Below are 19,205 nucleotides of genomic sequence, written 5' to 3'. Positions count from 1 at the left end.
TGCACATCTGTGATAGACGTGATAGTATAGCTTTTGGAATGAAAAATGAATATAGCTGTTAGGTGAGGCTCCTATGTGAAAAATGCTACTGCTCAGAAACGTCGAAAGACGCCAATGAGTCAGCTGTCCAGGTCAAAGTAAGGCTTGGACTAATGTGGCTGTTAGATTTTAACTACATCACATAGTGCTAAAGCTCAACGACTGGCAAAAGTATTTTTAATGTGTCCAGTCGTGAAGCGGCTGGGCATTTTTCGTTACCAAATATAAAACTTTGAAGAGGTGAGAGTCATGACAAACGAATTTAAAGATCCTGGAGCGACCAAGCATCAGTCTACCATGGGAAGCCCGGTTGTAGTGGCTCTCTTATAACCTAGCGTTTAAAGAGAAATTGTTATAACCGATCTTCCCGAATTAAGTTACTGTTTGATGAATCTAAACGTTTTGTTTCTTGCTTAATAGCTTTACAGCTAGATGTATCACAAGAAAATTCTCGACTTCGTTTGTTTAGACGATTCAACACTTTGGGAATTCGGTTAATGCAATTTCTCGGTGGTCTCGAACATATAGGTACTGGCGTACTTGTGGTCGGTCGGCTACTCAAAGTCGAAAAACACTTCACCTTTTAGGAAACTAATTGGGGAGGAACCAATTAATCGAACTAAATTGCCACACATAAAACGATAATACTAGTAATTATGAGGACGAAACCTCCAAGAATCCGGTGGAAACTGATTCTTGCAAGATAACTGCTAACTTATCGAACAAAAGAACAATAATATTATAAAGCCTTCAACGTAAATTCGTTGAAGGCTTTTAATATTTATTCAGCAATTAATATTGTATGAACTCACCCATCTAAAATCCACACCTTCAGCACTTCTTGACTTTTCCCCGGTTTCCGCGTTTAATAAAAAATGTACCATAACTCAATAACGTATTTTGTGGTCTGGGGCGCTGAACACAGCTGAGATATACCCATGGAACCTGATGCAGTTAGCACTGCCGTAGGGAGACCATTTTAGTCAAATAAAATTCATCCGATGTAAATGACTGAAAGCCCACTTTGAATCTTGAAGTGGGCTTTTTAAATTTTATCGGTCAAAAATTGTTTGTGACCTCACACTGATGTTTGGATTTCCAGAACCACAACTACCGGATGAAAAATAGGAGGACTACTTTGAAAACTTCAACGACTTTTACGGATAAAATGCATGAACTTGCCAAACCCCTTTGGCTGCGGAGCGTGAACCACCCGTTCATCAAACAGTTAACTGCCGGCGAACTGCCAATGTCGACATTTCGATATTACTTGTTGCAAGACCGCTACTATCTGAGTGAATTTGGAAAACTCCACAATCTGATTGCTGATCAATTGGATGACCCATCAGCGATCGACTTTCTAAGAAAGGGTGCTGAAGGCCTTAAGAATGGCGAAATTGCTGTTCGGAAAGGTTTCTTTACCGAATTGAACATCACCAAAGAAGAGATTGCATTAACCCCAATTGCCCCGACTGCTTACAACTATGTCAATCATATGTATGCGGCCCTTTATCGAGGAACTCCCCAACGAGCAATCTCTGCACTATTGCCCTGCTACTGGTTATATAACGAGATTGGCAAGGCGGTCATTTCTAAGGGAGCCCCCGTTTCACTTTATCAACAGTGGATTGAAACGTACGATAGTGAAGGCTACACAGATAGTGTTAACCAAATGATTCAACTTACTAATCTGGCTGCCAGTCAGGTCGATGATGCTGAACGTCAACAAATGACCGATGTCTTCATTAAGAGTAGTGCTTATGAACTAGGTTACTGGCAGATGTCGTTAAAGCATGAGAATTGGGATGCCTTAACAAAATAACTGATTCATTAATATCGTTAAAAAAGAGCGACTCTTGAGTGTCTTTACGCACTTAAGAGTCGCCTTTTAGATTAATAACTGAAACATGAAAGCTAATAATCACGCCAAAGGCGTGTGGTTATTGGCTTTTTTGGCAAAAAATAAACGCAAGCTCTCCTGCGTTGTATACTTTAGTCGACCAAAACCAAGATACAAAGGAGACTTACGTCATGAATATTATAAGACAAAAAAATACAGAAAACGAGCTTCACAATATTGTTCATCAATTTACTTCCCTCATTGGTCTATCTAAACTCACCAAGTTGGTGAATTATCGCCGGCATTCAGAAATCAGCTTGATGAAGGTCATTGAATGGCTGCTCACGACAAAGTTCCTGGGACGCTCGCTTTATCGAGCCCATGAAACACCTAACTTTACCAGTCGCACCGTCAGAAATAATTTGAACGATGGCCGGATCAATTGGCAACGCTTGATTTGTCAAGTTGGGAGTCATTTAATCAAGCATTTACGACCGTTTATTGACCGCCGGCGGCGGTTAGCATTGATCATTGACGATACACTCTTTTCCCGTGAGTACGCCACCCAAACCGAATTACTAGCGCGAGTCTTTGACCATGACAAACAGTTATATATTAAGGGATACCGGGCTTTAACTTTGGGTTGGAGTGACGCCAATACATTCTTACCGATCAACTTTGCATTAATGTCTTCCAAGAAGCCACAAAACGTCCTTGGAAAATCAGCTAAAACAACCGATCAACGAACAATTGCTGGCCGGAGACGTCGCCAAGCACAGCAAAAAATGAACCTCGTTTCATTGCAACTTGTCAAGCAAGCCCTCGCAAATGGCGTTCTAGCTGACTATGTGTTATTTGATAGCTGGTATAGCTCACCAAAAATGTTCTATGAATTAACCAAGTTGGGATTAAACGGCGTGGGCATGCTTAAACGGTCCAGCAAAATTTACTATCAATATCGCGGACGGCAATATTCAGTTAAAGCATTATACAAGCGACTGCAGGCCTCAAAATATCAACCCAAGCAAGCTTATCAATACAGCTGCTTTGTCGAAGCGCACGTCGGGAACCAAAAATTCAAGCTTCGCTTGGTATTTGTGGCTAATCGGGCCCGTCAAGATGACTACCTAGTACTGGCAACGACTCAGTTAGGCCTTCAGCCACAAGAGATCATTCAACTATACGCCCGAAGATGGCAAATTGAGAATTACTTTAAAGTTGCCAAGCAATACTTGCGGCTCGACAAATCACAAGTTCAAAATTATGACGGGCTTTGTGGCCATTTAGCAATTGTCATGATGACTTATGACCTATTAGCTTGGCAGGAACGGCAAAATCAGGATGATCGCACCATTGGGGATTTATTCTTTATAATGAACGAAGCCATGCCAGATATTGAGTTGTCTCAAGCACTGGCATGGCTTCTAAATTCGTTAAAAACGATTATTAATCATGAAGTTTATGCAAGAAGAGCCCAAATTATTCAGATGATGAATCAGTTCTTCACATTTTTGCCGAAACGGTTAGTTTCGCTGTTAACAGCAAGCTAAATGGTTAAATTAATTAAAATATGCCCTGTGATACCAAGGGATCAGTCTGTCTTCATACTTTCAAGTTTCAGTTAATAATTTATGTCCCTGTTTGTAAAATTAAGTTAGAAATTTAAAAAGCCATTTGTGATAGACTTTTGAGTGTTGAAATCAAAAGAAAGGCTGATCACAAATGACCTATACTCATCTTACCATAGACGAACTCACTACAATTTATTCCTTTTGGAAGCTCAATAAAAAGGCTTACCGAGTAGCACCAGCACTCCACCGGAGTGCTGAAACCGTTTATCGCATCTATCGTTTTCTTGACGCTGGCGGTACGCTTATTGATTACCAACAACATTATCGACGGCACAAACAACATTGTGGGCGTAAGCCCATTCAACTAGCCCCTGATGAACTGGTTTATATCCAAGCCAAAATTCAAGCGGGGTGGCAACCAGATACAATTATTAATCGCCACGAACGTTCTTTTAGCTGCGGCGTACGAACCCTATATCGCATTTTCAAACATGATGCTTTTGGCTTGTTCGCCAAAGATTTACCCATGCATGGTCAGCGTCACCCTAATGGGTACGTTGAACGACGAGGAAAGGCTGGGCAATTGGGCAGAGATTTAAAAACCCGTTATCAGGACTATCCTAATTTTAAACGAGAATTCGGTCATTTAGAAGGCGACACGGTTCAAGGCAAAAACCATCAGGGTGCCGTAACCACACTGGTTGAACGGCAGACCAAGGTCGCAATTGTTTTGAATTCACATACCAAGTCATCACAAAACGTCAATCGTAGTTTAGCAGCCTGGTTGACGAAGCTGCCACGCCACTTGTTTAAGTCCATCACGTTTGATAATGGTAAGGAGTTCGCCGGTTGGCGAACGATTGCTAACCAGTTTGATTTAAATATTTACTTTGCCGCTGTAGGAGCACCCAATCAACGTGGGTTGAATGAAAACACCAACAACTTACTTCGTAAGGATGGGTTGCACCATGATCTCATCATGGACCAGCTATCAGATGAATTTGTCCAGGCTGTTGCTAGTCGACGGAACCATATTCCCAGAAAAAGTCTCAATTATCAAACACCACTTGAGGCATTCGTAAATCAAATCACTGATGAGCAGCTAAAATTTCTAACTTAATTTGACATTTGAAGGGTGTTAAAAATAGCAATGCAAGAAAAGAAAGTGGCAACAATAACTTCAGAATAAACGTACGTTTCATATAATTCACCTCATTACCGATGTAAGCTTCCATCCATCAGCTAATATTTAATTGGGTGAAACATCCAATACTTGATTGAGAGCTTAAAATATCTTGTGTAAACGCATAAAAGATATTTTAAGCTCTCCCATTTCTATAACGCACATCCCATTTGGTCTGCTAAGGTCAAATGCTTTTTTGCTTTAGCGCAAACCATGATTCAGTATATAACGATGACTAGATTACGATTGTGCACAGTGTGCTTTTCTTAAACTTCGGGTTGAGTGGGGTAGGCTATATGGAAAATCAACAAATAGTCTTTAACAATGAATAGTCTCACGTTAGAACCATATCCCACAGAATAGGCATCCTTTTGAGGAATGATATACACATTCTCATGAGTGGCCTTACTAGCCCATATACCGGATTGTATTTTACCACTGTTGAAACGGACGGACCGCTGACTGCTATGATGGTTCGTACGGCATTCTTGGTTGGGACGGTTAGTAACAGAACCAATGCGACAATTATCAAGACGAGTGAAATAATTTCTTTACGGATGATCACTATCCCCTTATTTTGCTTCTTGCTGAGTTTCAATCTGCTCCCATGACAGAAAATGACCCAGACATTCAAAATACGTTCTACGAGAGATATTGAACCCCAGGAACTGCTACATGGAAAATAACAAAATACGTTTTGACCCTGAACAAAGTATTTCTAACTCCTGTGTCATCAATATATCCATATTTATTGGGGATGGTATACAAATCCATCTTCAATTCTCGACTGTTTCCAGAATCATACTTTGGATTACACCTAAATGCAGACACAGGAGATGCTCCATGTATTAGCATAGTTGCTCTAACAGCATTTTTGGGCGGAATTGTGAAAAGAAGTATCACAATAATTAATATTCCTAAAAAAGCATATAAAGTTTTCTTTATTCTCATCAATGCACGTTTCATTCCCTTATACCCCCATTTCTATAACACGCATTTTATTAGTTCTAGAAGTGCCAAGAAAAGACTTGATCTTTGTTAACGGTGCAAATAATCTATTGTAATTATGAGAAGTATAATAGACCATATGCTTTGTGATCTTTGAAATAGTCAAGGTATGATGCCAACCTTGTCCTTTGGAATGCAACTGAACAACATCTCCCACATGAACCCTTGCCATTACTTTTCGAAAACTACTTGTTGCAAAATGCGGCCGATGCTTGACTTTAGTCCAATATTTGTAAAAACCATTCACCGTTGACCAGCTAGTAGAATAATTCCAGTGTCTTTGTAGTACCTTTCCAAAAATCTTGGTTGGCTTTGTTTGTCTGCAATACCATTTACGAGGACTTTTCGACCATTTATTTTTGGACCATGGATAGTGGCCCTTGACGTGCTTAGCACTCGAAGTCATTTTTCCACCGGCATGAAGCCTGTCTTGAGAGGCCCAATTAGTGCAGTCACCACCATCATTAAAATGCCCTAGATTGGGATAGTGCTTATTATATTTTTTATAATGCTTGCGTTCGTATCGGACTTCTCTTCGCTGGTTTCTATCCAGTTTTTCCCCCTTTTTCCAAGTCGTCTTATAAGACTTGTGTTTCGGCTTATTGCTTGGCTGAAATTGACCGTTTGAATGCATAGATTTCTGAGCATAATGATCAGAATGGGAGTTACGAGTTCCTTTATTCTGTGGCTGTTCCTGAGAAGTACCAGAGGCAGAAGCACCATTGTTCTTAGAGTTGTTACTTTGAAACTGAGTCTGGTTAGAACTTCTACTGGTAACAGCACTACCTGTTTTTGTAGTTGCAGAACCAGCAGAATCGTTGACACCTGTCATGCCCTCAGCAGTGCTGTTGTTGGTTCCATTAGTGGACTGGCCTTGGGGATTGGATACAACAGTAGCAGAACCATTATTGGTTGTGGCACCAGCTGTTGCACCACCAGTAGGAATTCTTCCGCCATTGTTATTATTACTGCTTCCACCTCCCGGAATTCCTCCCGGAATATAGCCGCCTCCACCATTATTATTGTTATCGTTGGTATTATTATCATCGTTATTGCCACTGTTATTATTCTGATTTTGATCAGTGGTAACCGGAGTAAACTGATTCAAATCATGCGCTGACGCACCTGTGGTGCCAATCAGCAAAAATGACAGCAACGAAATACTTGCTAAACTAAAAGCTCTAAACAAATACTTGTTCGGCTTCACCGTTATTATCCCCCTCTAGAATATGTTAAAGCAAGTTTCTAATGGTTGAAATAACCTCACAGATTGAATTAACAATTGCCGTTCCCTGACCTACTACATTCGAGAAGGCACCGGTAATGTCATAAAGTGCTTGGCCCTGGTTAGCTGAAATTTGTGATTCCGTTAACTGCGGCTGCAACTGAATGTTGGTATTCTGAGCATCTTGGTTAGCTTGTGCTTCGGTCGGAGTAATTGTCGGTTGTGTCTGAGTACTTTGCGTATTAGTCTGTTCAGCATTGTTGCTTGTTGCTGGTATCTTTGAACAAGCCCTGGCGATCGCCCTCAAACTCACCCCAGTTCACAGAATTGTACTTGAGTACCTTTTGTTTAGAAGCATATCCAAGGGAATTCATATCCAGATGCTTCCAGTTGGTGCTGGCAGATGCTGACATCGGAACTAAAATCAACAGAGAAAAGAAAGCTAATAATAACCACTTTAAAGTGATCTTATGTTGTCGAATAACAAACAAGCTCATCATTAACCTTTCATTTAATGGATGATTGTGAATGATGCTCATCCACAATCCGGTAAATGTCAAATTCAACTAACAAGATTAGTACTTAATCGGCTTGACCAACCAGAATCGATAGGTTACCGTGTAAACCCATTTCTGCTGGCCCAACTTATAGTAGTAGGAATATTCAGGCGTTTTATGGCCATGACCAAGAACAATCTTTTGATAATTATATTTTAACTGAAGCGCCTTATCATGGTTGTTATACCGATAAATCACGGTTCGAGACTTTTTGATGTACCGATACTGAATATGCTTATCAGAGCTAAAGTAAGCTTTGCTATCCCCACCTTCAAAATCTCCCCATCCCGTAGGACTATATTTGATTACCTTGTGCTTATAAGGTTTGCCAAGCATATTTGAATACACTGGTTTTCAAGTTGAACTGGCGAATGATTTACACTGTAGTGGGCTTGAAATGCCAAGTCCAATAACTGCAATGATGAGAAAAAATAGATTCAATCTTTTTGTCATAACTTTACCTCTAGGGCTTTTTTAATGGTTGATTGAAGTGAATATTATACACAATGGCGGGAATAGCATTTAGGATTATACCCAACAAAATCAAGGGGAACAGAAAGTAATTTCCAGAAAGTATTTGTTGCACAGTCGGAATCAAATTGATAATAATCAATAAACTTGAGAGTGCGAGCACTATGTTCTTTTTTAAGGCAAAGAAATACACAATGCCTACAAATACATTGCTCCCTCCTGTGAATATCAGCCAATAAATATCAGACATACCTGAATTTGCAGGAAGTGGTCCAAGTGCAAAAATGCTAAAAAGCACCTCTAGTACACCGATCAATATCAACAATGATCCAAGTAATATCCTGTTTAATATCTTCAACTTATTCGCTCCCTTTGTATATTAATGCAAACTTACCTTTTCTTGGGAAACAATTATCCAAGTTATATGGTGGAACAACCCCAGAACTTGGATTCTTGATCTTAAATCCAATTGAATGGCGCGAAGAATCTTGGAATGCATAGGCTTGATAAACGATCTTGGAACAATATGTCCGTTTCGTATAACCGAGTCCTCCTCCAAATCCGTACTTTATGCGTTTGTAGTTTTTTCCATGATAAAGCTTCATAGCAATCCTTGAAGCCCGATTTCTTGCTGCCGAATTTTTTTCATGCCAAACTTTGACCCAATTATTCTGACCTCTCGCCATCCGTTCCCACTTGGTTTTGCTTTCCAACACTGGATGTTGCCCATATCCATTAATTGTCAAAACTTTCCCATTAGGAGCCACGATTCCAGCGTGCCCTGTTAATCCTGCAGATGAAGTTTTGTTGGTTGTGACTATATCACCGGGCTTAGCATTCTTTACGCTAAATCGCTTATGATGACCAACATGTGATTCTTGTTTCAAACTGGACTCATACTTATAATTATCAGACTTATACTTTTGAACCTCTTTAGTTCTAGTTCTCTCTTGAAGAGGTGTATTACTCTTAGAAGATGCTGAAGTTGAAGAATGGTTTTCAGTCATATCATTCGGATCACTTGTACTTGAATCATCTGACTTGTTTACTACAGAACTGTCAGTTGCGGTTTGATTAGACTGATCTACTTCAGATTCTCCTAGTCTCTGAGCAGAAGTATTACCATGGATGCTTTGATTATTTGTCGAGACCGTTGCAGAAACATTCCCAGAATTAGTTGTAGCCCCTGCAGTGGCACCACCAGCAGAGATTCCACCACCATTGTTATTATTACTGCTTCCACCTCCCGGAATTCCTCCCGGAATATAGCCGCCTCCACCATTATTATTGTTATCGTTGTTATTATTATCATCGTTATTGTCACTGTTGTTATTCTGGTTTTGATCAGTCGTAACCGGAGTATACTGACTCAAATCATGCGCCGACGCACCTGTGGTGCTGACCAACAACAATGACAGTAACGAAATGCCCACTAAACTAAAAGCTCTAAACAAATACTTGTTCGGCTTCACCATTATTATCCCCCTCTAGAATATATTAAAGCAAGTTTCTAATGGTTGAAATAACCTCACAGATTGAATTAACAATTGCCGTTCCCTGACCTACTACATTCGAGAAGGCACCGGTAATGTCATAAAGTGCTTGGCCCTGGTTAGCTGAAATTTGAGATTCCGTTAACTGCGGCTGCAACTGAATGTTGGTATTCTGAGCATCTTGGTTAGCTTGTGCTTCGGTCGGAGTAATTGTCGGTTGTGTCTGAGTACTTTGCGTATTAGTCTGTTCGGCAGCAGTATTGCTTGTTGATGGATTGGCTGGTGCAATCGTCGTGGCGTTATTCGAATTGTCACTAACTGGCTTCGGCTGCTTAGCCTTCTTGGTATTCTTAGCGACCTGTTTTCGAATTATTTGCTGCTTAACAGTTTTCTTGCCATGTTTATTCTTCTTGACCTTATAGTTGGTCGTGGTTTCTTTATATTCTGTTGATCGAGAAACACTCTTCTTCTCTTTGGGTGTTTGGGCTGATGTCCCCACACCAGTCTTGAGACTATCGGCTTTCTTTACAGTTGGCACAGTCGAATTGTTGTTAGATGTTTGGTTGACACTTGTCGACTGTGACGAAAAATTAACGTCTGTAGATTGGTTCACCGCAGGTGATGGAGTCGAATTTTGAGCAAGCGGTTGATTACTTGTGTTGACATCGGCTGCATGAACCCCAACAGATCCCCCTAACAGTATTCCAGCTACCGAAAGCGTTACCAACAATTCCCGAACTACGTGATTCATTTTCATCATTCATTCCCCCAAAATATAATTTTCTCTCGGGTTACATTTATTGAACCCATTGCTGGTTATAGCACTTTACAAATAGATTACAATGTCTTGTCCAATTGGTAATGGCATGTTGGAACGGGTTTTCATTTTTTCTTCTATATATGCGAAGAATAAACAAAAGGGAAAAATATTTTAAGAATTTTATTCACAATTTTCTCTAAAAAACTAATTGACAAGCCACACCAACAGAACTAATCTAATTTCTGGGGAATAAAATTATTCAAACGGGGGAATTATTATGAATAAGATTATGAAGTGGATAATATCATTTGCCGGTGTCTTAGTATTATCATTCACATTAAGTACCACAGTCAGTGCCAGTGAAGTGCACGATGGCATCCCGACGCCAATTCAGGGGAGATACTGGAGCGCCATAGTCAGTCGAAAAGCTAATTCTGTCCAGAAACATATGTATTTTTACGCAACCAAGGATGGCTTTGTCCTCAAAAACACAGCGAATGGCACAATCAGGTGCAAATGGATACTTTACACACACGATTACAGTACATACGTGCTAAACGGATCAGATAACAGTGATCCGTCAAAAGCTGTCTGGATTTTTATTACACCAGTTAAGAATTGGAATACAGTCAAGATCGGTTATAAAATCACGTCTGTCAATGGGGAGCCAAAATATCCAGCTATTCATTACCAGCATTACACTGCTACCCCAGTTTCCAAAGTCACAGCAATTGTGCATTAAACGTCAATAATTATAATATACAAAATAAGAAGTCCCAGAGCATTTTTGCTCCAAGGCTTCCATTTGTTATTGATTTTATATTATCAATATAGGTAGTAATAGACTAAACAATTTCAAGATGCAACTGTTGATCCTTAACCCAGTGCATACCGAGAAGAACTCTGTAAAGCACGATTGAGATCACAGCTGGAACAACAATTCCCATTGCCAGGTAAGCAACGAACATGTTCATGTTGGTTGATGCCAAGTTAAGTGGGGCAATGAATGAGTTCAAACCCAGCCCGCCTAATGTGTATGGTACCTTGAAACCGAAGAACATTGTTGCAATTGGAGCAGCCACCACAGCGGCGGTCATTGAAGGAATCGCAAGCCGTGGATTTGCCAGTAAGTTCGGGAACTGAACCTTTGGTGTGATGAAGCCTTGGGCGATGTTGGCACCAATGTTATTTTGTCTCCATGAGATAACAGTGAATCCAACAAATTGAGCGGTGGTCCCGATTAATGCTGCCCCTGATGACAATGGATCAAGCATAACGGCAACTGCCAGTGCGGCTGACGAAGCTGGGGTCATCAAGAAGAGTGACCAAGCTAAGGCAACAGCCATTGAACCAAGAATAGGGTTAACTTGCATTGATTGAGCGATGAAAGCACTGAACCAGTTAAGAGCAGGTGTTGTAACACTTGCAAGGCCTAAACCAGCGATTGAACCAACTAAAGTTGCGGCAAGTGGTACCAACATCATATCAAGCGGTGTCTTACCGGTTAAATACTTACCGACTAATGCGGCAATTAATCCAGCGGCAACGGCACTAATAGGTTGACCAGTTGTGAAGACACCGGTTCCGGCTGCTTGTGCCATTTGGTTACCAGTAGCGGTTGCTGCGTGAACACCGGATGAAATGAAGTAAACGGCGTTGGCCCCAACAGTTGAGGCAATCATGGAACTAAACAGGACCAGTGTGTTGGTTTTTAATTGAGATGCAACAGCAGCACCAAATGCTGGTGCCAGTAACCATTGAGCAATTGCACCAACTTGGTGTAATTGTGGCCAATTGACGAAGTTGGCAATGGTTTGGGTTAAAAGCCCAACCCCTAACATAACTAGGACGGCGTTTGAAACCCCCGCTGAAACTAAGTATACGTAATCTTTAACTGTCAGCTTATCAGCTGGCTTATTTGCTTCTGTATCCATTGGCATAACCTCGCTTTTTAATAATTATAATAATTGCATGAGAAAATAATGATAAAAATGGAATTGTTATCATTTAAACATCCTTCCGTGAGGATGTCAACACCCATTTTATAAAGGATCGATTATCATCAAGAATAATGCGATAGACCACTTTTTCTCGTAAGCGCTAGCAAGATTGATAACCATTGAGTTAGCTAATTTAGACATAATTCAAAAAACAAATGGCTAATTTTATAAATAATTTGAAATGGATTCTCATCTGTAAAGACATTTACATTAGTTTTTTCACATAATCGACAATGATTGTGTCATTATAACGGCTGAATTGCGTCAGGCCATATCGGACCATATGATATAATTAATGTCATAAAAGGAAAGAACTGGAGATGAACCTATGAGCAAAATCGCAATTGTGACCGATAGTACGGCCAGCCTTTCCGAAGATGAAGTGAAAAAGTTGGGAAACGTGACTGTCGTACCCATTGTGGTCAATATGAACGGCAACACTTATCGTGAGGGAATTGATATCACCAACGATGAGTTTTATACAGCTTTGGCGAAAGTCAAAAAGCTGCCAACAACCGCCCCACCCACTCCAATGGAAATGCTGAAAGTATACGATCAACTAGCCACCGCCGGTTACAATGACATCATCAGTATTCATTTAACATCCGGTATTACCGGATTTGTGAATAATTTGAAGACCGTGGTCCGCGGATACACAAATGCCAAGGTCCACGTCTATGACTCCCACATCACGGTTGAGCCTTTGGGCTACCTGGTCAAATATGCATCGTTGTTAGCCAATCAAGGTAAATCAGTTCAAGAAATTCTCGCAGGATTGGACGACATTCGAGCTACAATTGACGAATACTTCATTGTCGATGACTTAAAGAACCTGGTTACCGGTGGCCGACTGACCAACGCTGCTGCATTTGCCGGCGGCTTACTTCGAATCAAGCCCATTTTAACTTTAAATGACAAATACCAAATTGAGGCAATCGGCAAAATTCGAACGATGAAAAAAGCCCTTAAATATTTGGATGATGAATTTAATCAACAGTACCAGCAACTCGACTATCCAATTCATGTCATGATGACTGGAACCAACAACTTATCAGCCGTTACCAAATGGTGTGACTCAATCAAGCCCAAGTATCCAAATGCCAGCTTCCAAGTTGGCCAAATCGGCCCAGTTGTCGGAACCCATTTAGGTTCAAATGCATTTGTCATTTTATGGTGCAAACAAGTGCCGGAGTTAAAGGTTTGAAAGCGGTTAGGAGTTAAGACATGAGTACGGTATAATGGTCTTAATATCCAACCAAGCTTGTGTATTGAAGGGAGAAATTTCATGCTTAGTTATTTTGCGCTCATTACCCTGGTTAAGCTGTCAGGTTTGTTAATACCATTCATCTGGCTGCTGATCATCGCAGATCGCCGGGGCCGATTGTTCGGAACTTTAGCCATTGTGCTATTGTTCATTGTTAGTTACATTAATACTTACTTTAATCTGCCGGATCTCGCCTACCCATCACTAATCGATGGCTGGCTGATGTGGTTTATCTTCGGAATGATTTTGGTGGCTGCACTCCGCCGCTTCTTATATTCGCCGAACGCAGCAGTTGCCAGAACCGCACAATCCGGCGATGGGATCATTGGCGAAGTCGTTCAACGGTTCACCGGTGCATTTGGCTGGATCGGTAAAGTTGCCATGGTCGCCGTCTTAGCCGTCATTGTCTTCATTATCCTTGGAAGTGTGACTTCTTTGGTTACCAAGATGAACCCAAGGCCCGCTGTTCAATCGATTAAAACCGATATGAACGACGATACCAAGAATGCCCCAATGCCAATTATCAAGAATAGTGCAGAAACACCAGTGGTTAACGCACCACAAACAATTTCCACTGATATGAATAACTCACTGAACAGTTTTAAGAATTCCAACGTTTATGATTTGAATCATATGCGGGTTCAAATGTACAAAGGCAAAATGGTTTACGTTGCCCCTGTTGAATTTTCCGGTGGCTTCTGGCGTTACATTCACTACTTGAAAGTTCCCGGTTACTTCAGGACCAACGCGACTGATAAAAATGCCGATCCAAAGTTTGTCGCTAAACCAATGAAGTATACGCCAAGTGCCTACTTTAACAACGATGCTGATCGTCGTATCAGTGCCCACAGTTTGGGTTATTCGATGGTTGGTGCCACCGCTCAATTGGAAATTGACGATAACGGAACACCTTACTATGTTCGAACTTTAGCAAAACCAATTTCATACCTTAACCGGAATTATGATTTCAAGCATTACAAAGTTGCAGTGTTAAACACGATTACCGGTAAAGTTAAAGTGTACTCGCCAAAACAAGTCCCAAAGTTTGTTGATATCTCAGTCACTCCTGAATTTGTTAGTCAGGAAGTTTCGTTATTTGGTCGATACCGTCACGGATTTTGGAACGCTACCAGTTTCGGTGGTCACAGTGGCGTTATGAAGCCAACCACTGCCGGTACTGAAGGTGGCGACAAGCTGACACCTTACGCTTATAAAGGTCGAGTTTACTACTTCACTGGAATGACCAGTGTTAACGAACACCAAAGTTCCATTCTGGGTTATACATTCGTGGATGCCCGGACGAACACCTTGCATTACTACCGTGAGCATGGAAATGTCATGACACCTGAACGAGCTATCTCTTATGCCCAACAGGATATCAACCCACAAAACTATCGTGGAACATTGCCATTGCTCTACAGAATTAATGGTGATCCAACCTGGGTTGTCTCCATGCTTGACCGGGACAATAACTCGTTTATGAAATACGTTTATCTCCTGGCGGATGGTAACAACCAAAGCGGAACCTACGCAATTGGTGATGATGCTCAAAGCACCCTGGCCCTCTTCGAACAACGAGTCGAAGCCAAGACTGGGGTTACGGCAACCATCCCAACGGGTAAGACGGTCACAGGTACCGTCAACCGGATTGTCCGGAATGATGATAATCTGTTGTTCATTTTGAAGAATAATAATCAGGTCTACAAGATGGATACATCTGCCAAGAACTTCAACCCATTATTCCAGTTCATCGCAGAAGGCGATCGGGTAAGCTTTAAAGCTGAATCAACCGGCGGAAAAGGCCTCTCGACAGCAAATGTTTCACTTTCAACGTTTAAAGATAATGCATTAACAGCTAAAAAATAATCACAAATAAAGCCTTCATCGGAAACCACAAACTGGTTTCCGATGAAGGCTTTTTTTAACCTATTTGTTTAATTGACTTGTTTTACAAGCTTGTCGTGTTCCAACTTCTGTGCCCAAATATTAATCAGTAAGGAAATGATCATTAAGATCAACGACAACCACATAATATTATGCAGCCCATTGTACAGAATCATTCTCATCTGTGGCAGCAGGTGCTGTGGTAACCCACCCGTGCTGGAGGCATCACTCAATTCATTCATCATCTTCATGGTGATCAAACCACCGGATTTATCAACACCATCCCGCAGAGCATTATTCATAATGATTCCAAAGATTGAAGCAGTGAACGTCTGACTCAACATCCGAATAAGAAAGCTAAATGAGGTCGCAATCGGAATATCAGTAGGGTTGGCATCCTGCTGAACTTTAACCTGGAGTTCATTAAAGCAGGCACCATTACCAAAACCTTCAAAAGCGCCGGCAATCAGTAATACCCAGTACGGTGTTTGAACACCGGACACAACCATAATAATAAATGAAATCATCAATGTTACAATTCCAACCGCAATCACTCGTTGCGGGGTTAAAAAGTTCCGCATCGGAGCAACAGCTTCCGATCCAATAAAGTCGGTAAAGGCACCGGGAATCTGGGTGGCACCACCAATTAGTGCGGAGGTTGCCAAAAGCCCTTGAGCCCACATTGGACTATAAATCAAGAAGGCAATAAAAGCACCCCATATAAGGGTAAATAAGACAAAATCAATCATTAACGGCAGATTCTTGAACAGCCGACTTGGAATAATCGGATCGTCGACCTTTTCTTCCAGAATTCCCATCACAATCAATATAATAATTGCAAATGCGATCAAGCCAAGGACAATGATCAGGTTGGCGCTCCCAATCATTTCAATCCCTGTAAGCAAGCTGACCAAGCCAATTGTCATCATAACAGCTCCACGATAGTCAACTGATTGGGTTTGCTTAGTTTCGGAACTAACCTTGTAATAAAGCTGAACCAGAATAATTGAGATCAACCCAATTGGCACATTTAAGTAAAAGACCCAGTGCCAGCTGAATGTATCAACGATATAACCACCAACTAGTGGCCCGATGATCGTTGCCATACTATAACTGGCCGACACGAATCCCAACACCTGCATTCGCTTGCGGGGATTCTTGTACATTCTGGCATAGATAATATATGGTAGAGAAACCGTTCCGCCATTTCCAATTCCCATCAGGGTTCTGGCAAGAATCAGAAAGACGATGTTGGGTGCCATCCCTTGAAGAAATGACCCCACAACGAAGAAAATTGCGGCCAACTGGTAACTGCGTTTGTTGCCAATGTGCTCCCCCAACTTACTCCATAGAGGCGTACTAACGGCAGTTCCAAGCAGGAAGACGGCAACGATCCATCCCATTAATTCAATACCGTGAAGGTCAGATATAATTGCTGGTAATGCAGTATTGATGGTTGTGCTGTCCAATCCACCCATTGCATTTGACAGCAACAGCGCACAAGTCACAATCATGATGTCGCGTTTAGACAAGGTATTCGCCTCTTTCTTGTAAAAGTCACTCTATCTATATTACAACTTTTACATAGGCATAAGAAAGGAGGAATTCTAAAAACAACTCAAAAAAGCGTTTCCCAACACAATTCATTCTGTGCGGGAAACGCTCTATTAATCATCATTTATTTGACAGCATCAATCACAAACAGCTTCGAATTGAAGTCCGCAGACTGCTCTGTTCCATGCGTTTCATGAAGAATGTCACTCACAAAGAGTCCGGCATTCATCAATTCGTCGCCATAGAATTCCTCGGAACCACCGTTAACGGTATATTTAGTATCAGGATCAAGTCCTTCAATATATAACCGAAGATAGCCGGTATTTGGGCAATTCAGGATTTGGTAACGGCCGGCAATCGCGTGCTGCTTGTCATTGCTGACAACTTCCCAGCTCATAACGTTACCGCCATTTTCAAATGGGTTGTCGATCCGGTAGAATTTACCGAATTGGAAGAGCTGACGATGTGCTTTATAGAACGCAACCTGGTCTTTGACCTGCTGCTGTTCTTCAGCTGACATCTTAGTAATATCAAGCTCGTAACCAAAGTCACCGAAGTAAGCAACGTTGGCTCGCGTCTTCAATGACGTGATTCGGCCAACCTGATCATTTGGTACGGCAGAAACATGGGCGCCCATCATTGCTTGTGGGTAGCCATATGAGGTGCCAAATTGAATCAGCATCCGCTCCACGGCATCGGTGTCGTCACTGGTCCAAGCTTGAGGGGCATAGTACATCATCCCCAAGTCGAAACGCCCACCACCTGATGAACAGGATTCAAACAACACATCGGGATACGCTTTTACCAGTCGATCATAAAGTTGGTAGACGCCAAGAATGTACCGGTGCGGCATCTCCAATTGATCGGCAGCACTCAGTTGATTACTGTATGTCTCGGTAATGTTTCGGTTCATATCCCATTTAATGTAATCAAGCTTGGTCATATCAATGATCTTACTCATCGCGTCGAAGAGATAATCAACGACTTCCGGCCGTGTCATGTCGAGGACAAACTGCTGTCGCTCAGGAGATGCATGCCGACCGGGCGCATTAATCAGCCAATCCGGATGTTCTTTATATAACTCACTGTCAATTGAAATCATTTCCGGTTCGAACCACAATCCAAATTTCAATCCTAGATCGTGAATCTTATTGGCAAAGGTGTCAAACCCGCTCGGGAACTTCGGCTCATTTACGAACCAATCCCCCAGAGAACTATTATCCGCATTTCGATGACCGAACCAGCCGTCATCCAAGACAAACATTTCCAAGCCTAATTTCTTAGCAGTTGTCGCAAAGCTGAGGAGCTTGTCTTCATCAAAATCCATGAAGGTCGCTTCCCAATTGTTGATCAAAGTTGGCCGTTCAACGTGGGCAAATTTCTGGTTAACCAGGTGGTTCTGGTAAAACGCCCCCATCTGCTGGCTCAGTTGATTCATCCCCTGATCAGTGTAACTAAGAACCGCTTCCGGCGTCTGGAACTTCTCGCCGGGCTTCAGATTCCAAGCAAACTCTTCAGGATTGATTCCGACCATCATTCGGCTGGCATCATATTGATCAACCTGCACTTGATCGGCAAAGTTACCAGAATAGACAAGGTTAAATCCAAAGACGGAACCATTGGCATCATCAGTATTTGGCCGGGCCAACATCACAAACGGATTCTGCTGATGGCTGGAAGTTCCCCGCAAGCTACTGATACTTTGAACGCCGGAACGTAAGTGGGTCATAATCATGTAGCGTTCGCGCGCCCAGGCACCCGAGAACTGAATGAAGTCATAGTCTGAATCCGGCATGTCAAGTTGGGCACTGGCTGCCGAGTTCAGAGTCAGCTTCTCATTTCCTTGATTCTGAAATTCAGCACTGCGAATAATCACATCCTGATGAGGAAAAATCGTGTAATTCAAATGAAGGACCAATCCCAACAATTTATCCCTTAACGCGATGGTCAGTGTCTGGGCATCATCATCGTTATCATCAAATGTTGAAGGTAACCCGTTTAGCCGCTGCTTACCGTCAACCAACTTGTAGTTTTCATACTTAAATTCAGTAATTCGGCTACCATTTGCTTGGGTAACCTGGTAAGCCGGGTTACGGAAATCACCCTTTCCCAAGCTGGCGTATTCCTGCTTAATCGTCTGCAGCTGAAAGTCCTTTTGTTTAAGACTTAAAGCAGCTGAAGCATTATGCCATTCCCGAGTTGTCAGATTGTCATATGAAGATTTGGAGTGAATTCTTTTACCATAGTAAATCTGGCCCAGTTCGCCATTTTCCATTACGTGAAAGATATAGCTGGTATGGTCGGTCTGTAAATGAAACAGCAGATTTTGATCTTCAATTCTAATTGCCACGTTTAT

The 19,205-nt window shown here is 41.7% G+C and carries 15 protein-coding genes and 2 riboswitches; of the genes, 6 read left to right on the top strand and 9 right to left on the bottom strand.

The window, feature by feature from the left end; genetic code table 11:
* Window positions 1-47: 47 nt before the first annotated feature.
* A riboswitch (M-box (ykoK) riboswitch) is annotated at window positions 48-213 on the top strand.
* 724 nt (window positions 214-937) lie between these two features.
* Window positions 938-1,028: riboswitch (TPP riboswitch) on the top strand.
* A 149-nt stretch (window positions 1,029-1,177) separates the two neighbouring features.
* The 3 genes from tenA to DNL43_RS06245 all read left to right on the top strand — a co-directional run bounded on the left by tenA (window position 1,178) and on the right by DNL43_RS06245 (window position 4,570).
* A complete protein-coding gene (tenA, locus tag DNL43_RS06255) occupies window positions 1,178-1,861 on the top strand; it encodes a thiaminase II (RefSeq protein WP_449826298.1) in 684 nt (227 codons plus the stop codon).
* A gap of 209 nt (window positions 1,862-2,070) precedes the next feature.
* Window positions 2,071-3,429, top strand: coding sequence for an IS4 family transposase (locus DNL43_RS06250; protein WP_109249160.1), 1,359 nt, complete (start codon window positions 2,071-2,073; stop codon window positions 3,427-3,429).
* Window positions 3,430-3,601: 172 nt separating this feature from the next.
* Window positions 3,602-4,570 (top strand): IS30 family transposase, encoded by a 969-nt coding sequence (locus tag DNL43_RS06245; RefSeq protein WP_054769923.1) that lies wholly within the window; start codon window positions 3,602-3,604, stop codon window positions 4,568-4,570.
* Window positions 4,571-5,275: 705 nt separating this feature from the next.
* Here DNL43_RS06245 and DNL43_RS06240 read toward each other — a convergent pair.
* The 6 genes from DNL43_RS06240 to DNL43_RS06215 form a co-directional block, all read right to left on the bottom strand.
* Window positions 5,276-5,599, bottom strand: a complete 324-nt coding sequence (locus DNL43_RS06240) for a hypothetical protein (protein ID WP_056983106.1) — start codon at window positions 5,597-5,599, stop codon at window positions 5,276-5,278.
* Window positions 5,600-5,603: 4 nt separating this feature from the next.
* Window positions 5,604-6,848, bottom strand: coding sequence for an amidase domain-containing protein (locus DNL43_RS06235; RefSeq protein WP_056983103.1), 1,245 nt, complete (start codon window positions 6,846-6,848; stop codon window positions 5,604-5,606).
* A 25-nt stretch (window positions 6,849-6,873) separates the two neighbouring features.
* A complete protein-coding gene (locus tag DNL43_RS06230) occupies window positions 6,874-7,173 on the bottom strand; it encodes a hypothetical protein (RefSeq protein ID WP_225364668.1) in 300 nt (99 codons plus the stop codon).
* Window positions 7,174-7,441: 268 nt separating this feature from the next.
* Entirely contained in the window at window positions 7,442-7,759 is a 318-nt protein-coding gene (locus DNL43_RS06225) for a hypothetical protein (protein WP_179286822.1), read from the bottom strand.
* A 494-nt stretch (window positions 7,760-8,253) separates the two neighbouring features.
* Entirely contained in the window at window positions 8,254-9,369 is a 1,116-nt protein-coding gene (locus DNL43_RS06220) for a C40 family peptidase (protein ID WP_056983100.1), read from the bottom strand.
* Between the two features lie 22 nt (window positions 9,370-9,391).
* Window positions 9,392-10,147, bottom strand: a complete 756-nt coding sequence (locus DNL43_RS06215; RefSeq protein WP_054768740.1) for a hypothetical protein — start codon at window positions 10,145-10,147, stop codon at window positions 9,392-9,394.
* A 277-nt stretch (window positions 10,148-10,424) separates the two neighbouring features.
* Here DNL43_RS06215 and DNL43_RS06210 point away from each other — a divergent pair, with 277 nt between their 5' ends.
* Complete coding sequence (locus DNL43_RS06210) at window positions 10,425-10,889, top strand: hypothetical protein (RefSeq protein WP_056983098.1); 465 nt, start codon at window positions 10,425-10,427, stop codon at window positions 10,887-10,889.
* A 103-nt stretch (window positions 10,890-10,992) separates the two neighbouring features.
* On the opposite strand, the gene DNL43_RS06205 is transcribed toward DNL43_RS06210, so the two are convergent.
* Entirely contained in the window at window positions 10,993-12,081 is a 1,089-nt protein-coding gene (locus tag DNL43_RS06205; RefSeq protein ID WP_054768742.1) for a PTS transporter subunit IIC, read from the bottom strand.
* Between the two features lie 394 nt (window positions 12,082-12,475).
* Between DNL43_RS06205 and DNL43_RS06200 the strand changes: the two genes are divergently transcribed.
* Both DNL43_RS06200 and DNL43_RS06195 read left to right on the top strand, forming a co-directional pair.
* Window positions 12,476-13,351, top strand: coding sequence for a DegV family protein (locus DNL43_RS06200; RefSeq protein ID WP_054768743.1), 876 nt, complete (start codon window positions 12,476-12,478; stop codon window positions 13,349-13,351).
* Window positions 13,352-13,432: 81 nt separating this feature from the next.
* A complete protein-coding gene (locus DNL43_RS06195) occupies window positions 13,433-15,277 on the top strand; it encodes a hypothetical protein (RefSeq protein ID WP_056983097.1) in 1,845 nt (614 codons plus the stop codon).
* A gap of 68 nt (window positions 15,278-15,345) precedes the next feature.
* Here DNL43_RS06195 and DNL43_RS06190 read toward each other — a convergent pair whose 3' ends face one another.
* Window positions 15,346-16,827 carry an MFS transporter gene (locus DNL43_RS06190; protein ID WP_179286821.1) on the bottom strand — a complete coding sequence of 494 codons (1,482 nt, stop codon included), beginning with the start codon at window positions 16,825-16,827 and terminating at the stop codon, window positions 15,346-15,348.
* A gap of 146 nt (window positions 16,828-16,973) precedes the next feature.
* On the bottom strand, window positions 16,974-19,199 hold the full coding sequence (locus DNL43_RS06185; RefSeq protein WP_156645029.1) for an alpha-galactosidase: 2,226 nt from the start codon (window positions 19,197-19,199) through the stop codon (window positions 16,974-16,976).
* Between the last annotated feature and the right edge of the window lie 6 nt (window positions 19,200-19,205).

The sequence above is a fragment of the Lentilactobacillus kefiri genome, assembly GCF_009739535.1.
GTDB classification, from domain to species: domain Bacteria; phylum Bacillota; class Bacilli; order Lactobacillales; family Lactobacillaceae; genus Lentilactobacillus; species Lentilactobacillus kefiri.
Note: the sequence above shows the minus strand (reverse complement) of the source record. Positions and strands in the feature narration are given on the sequence as shown.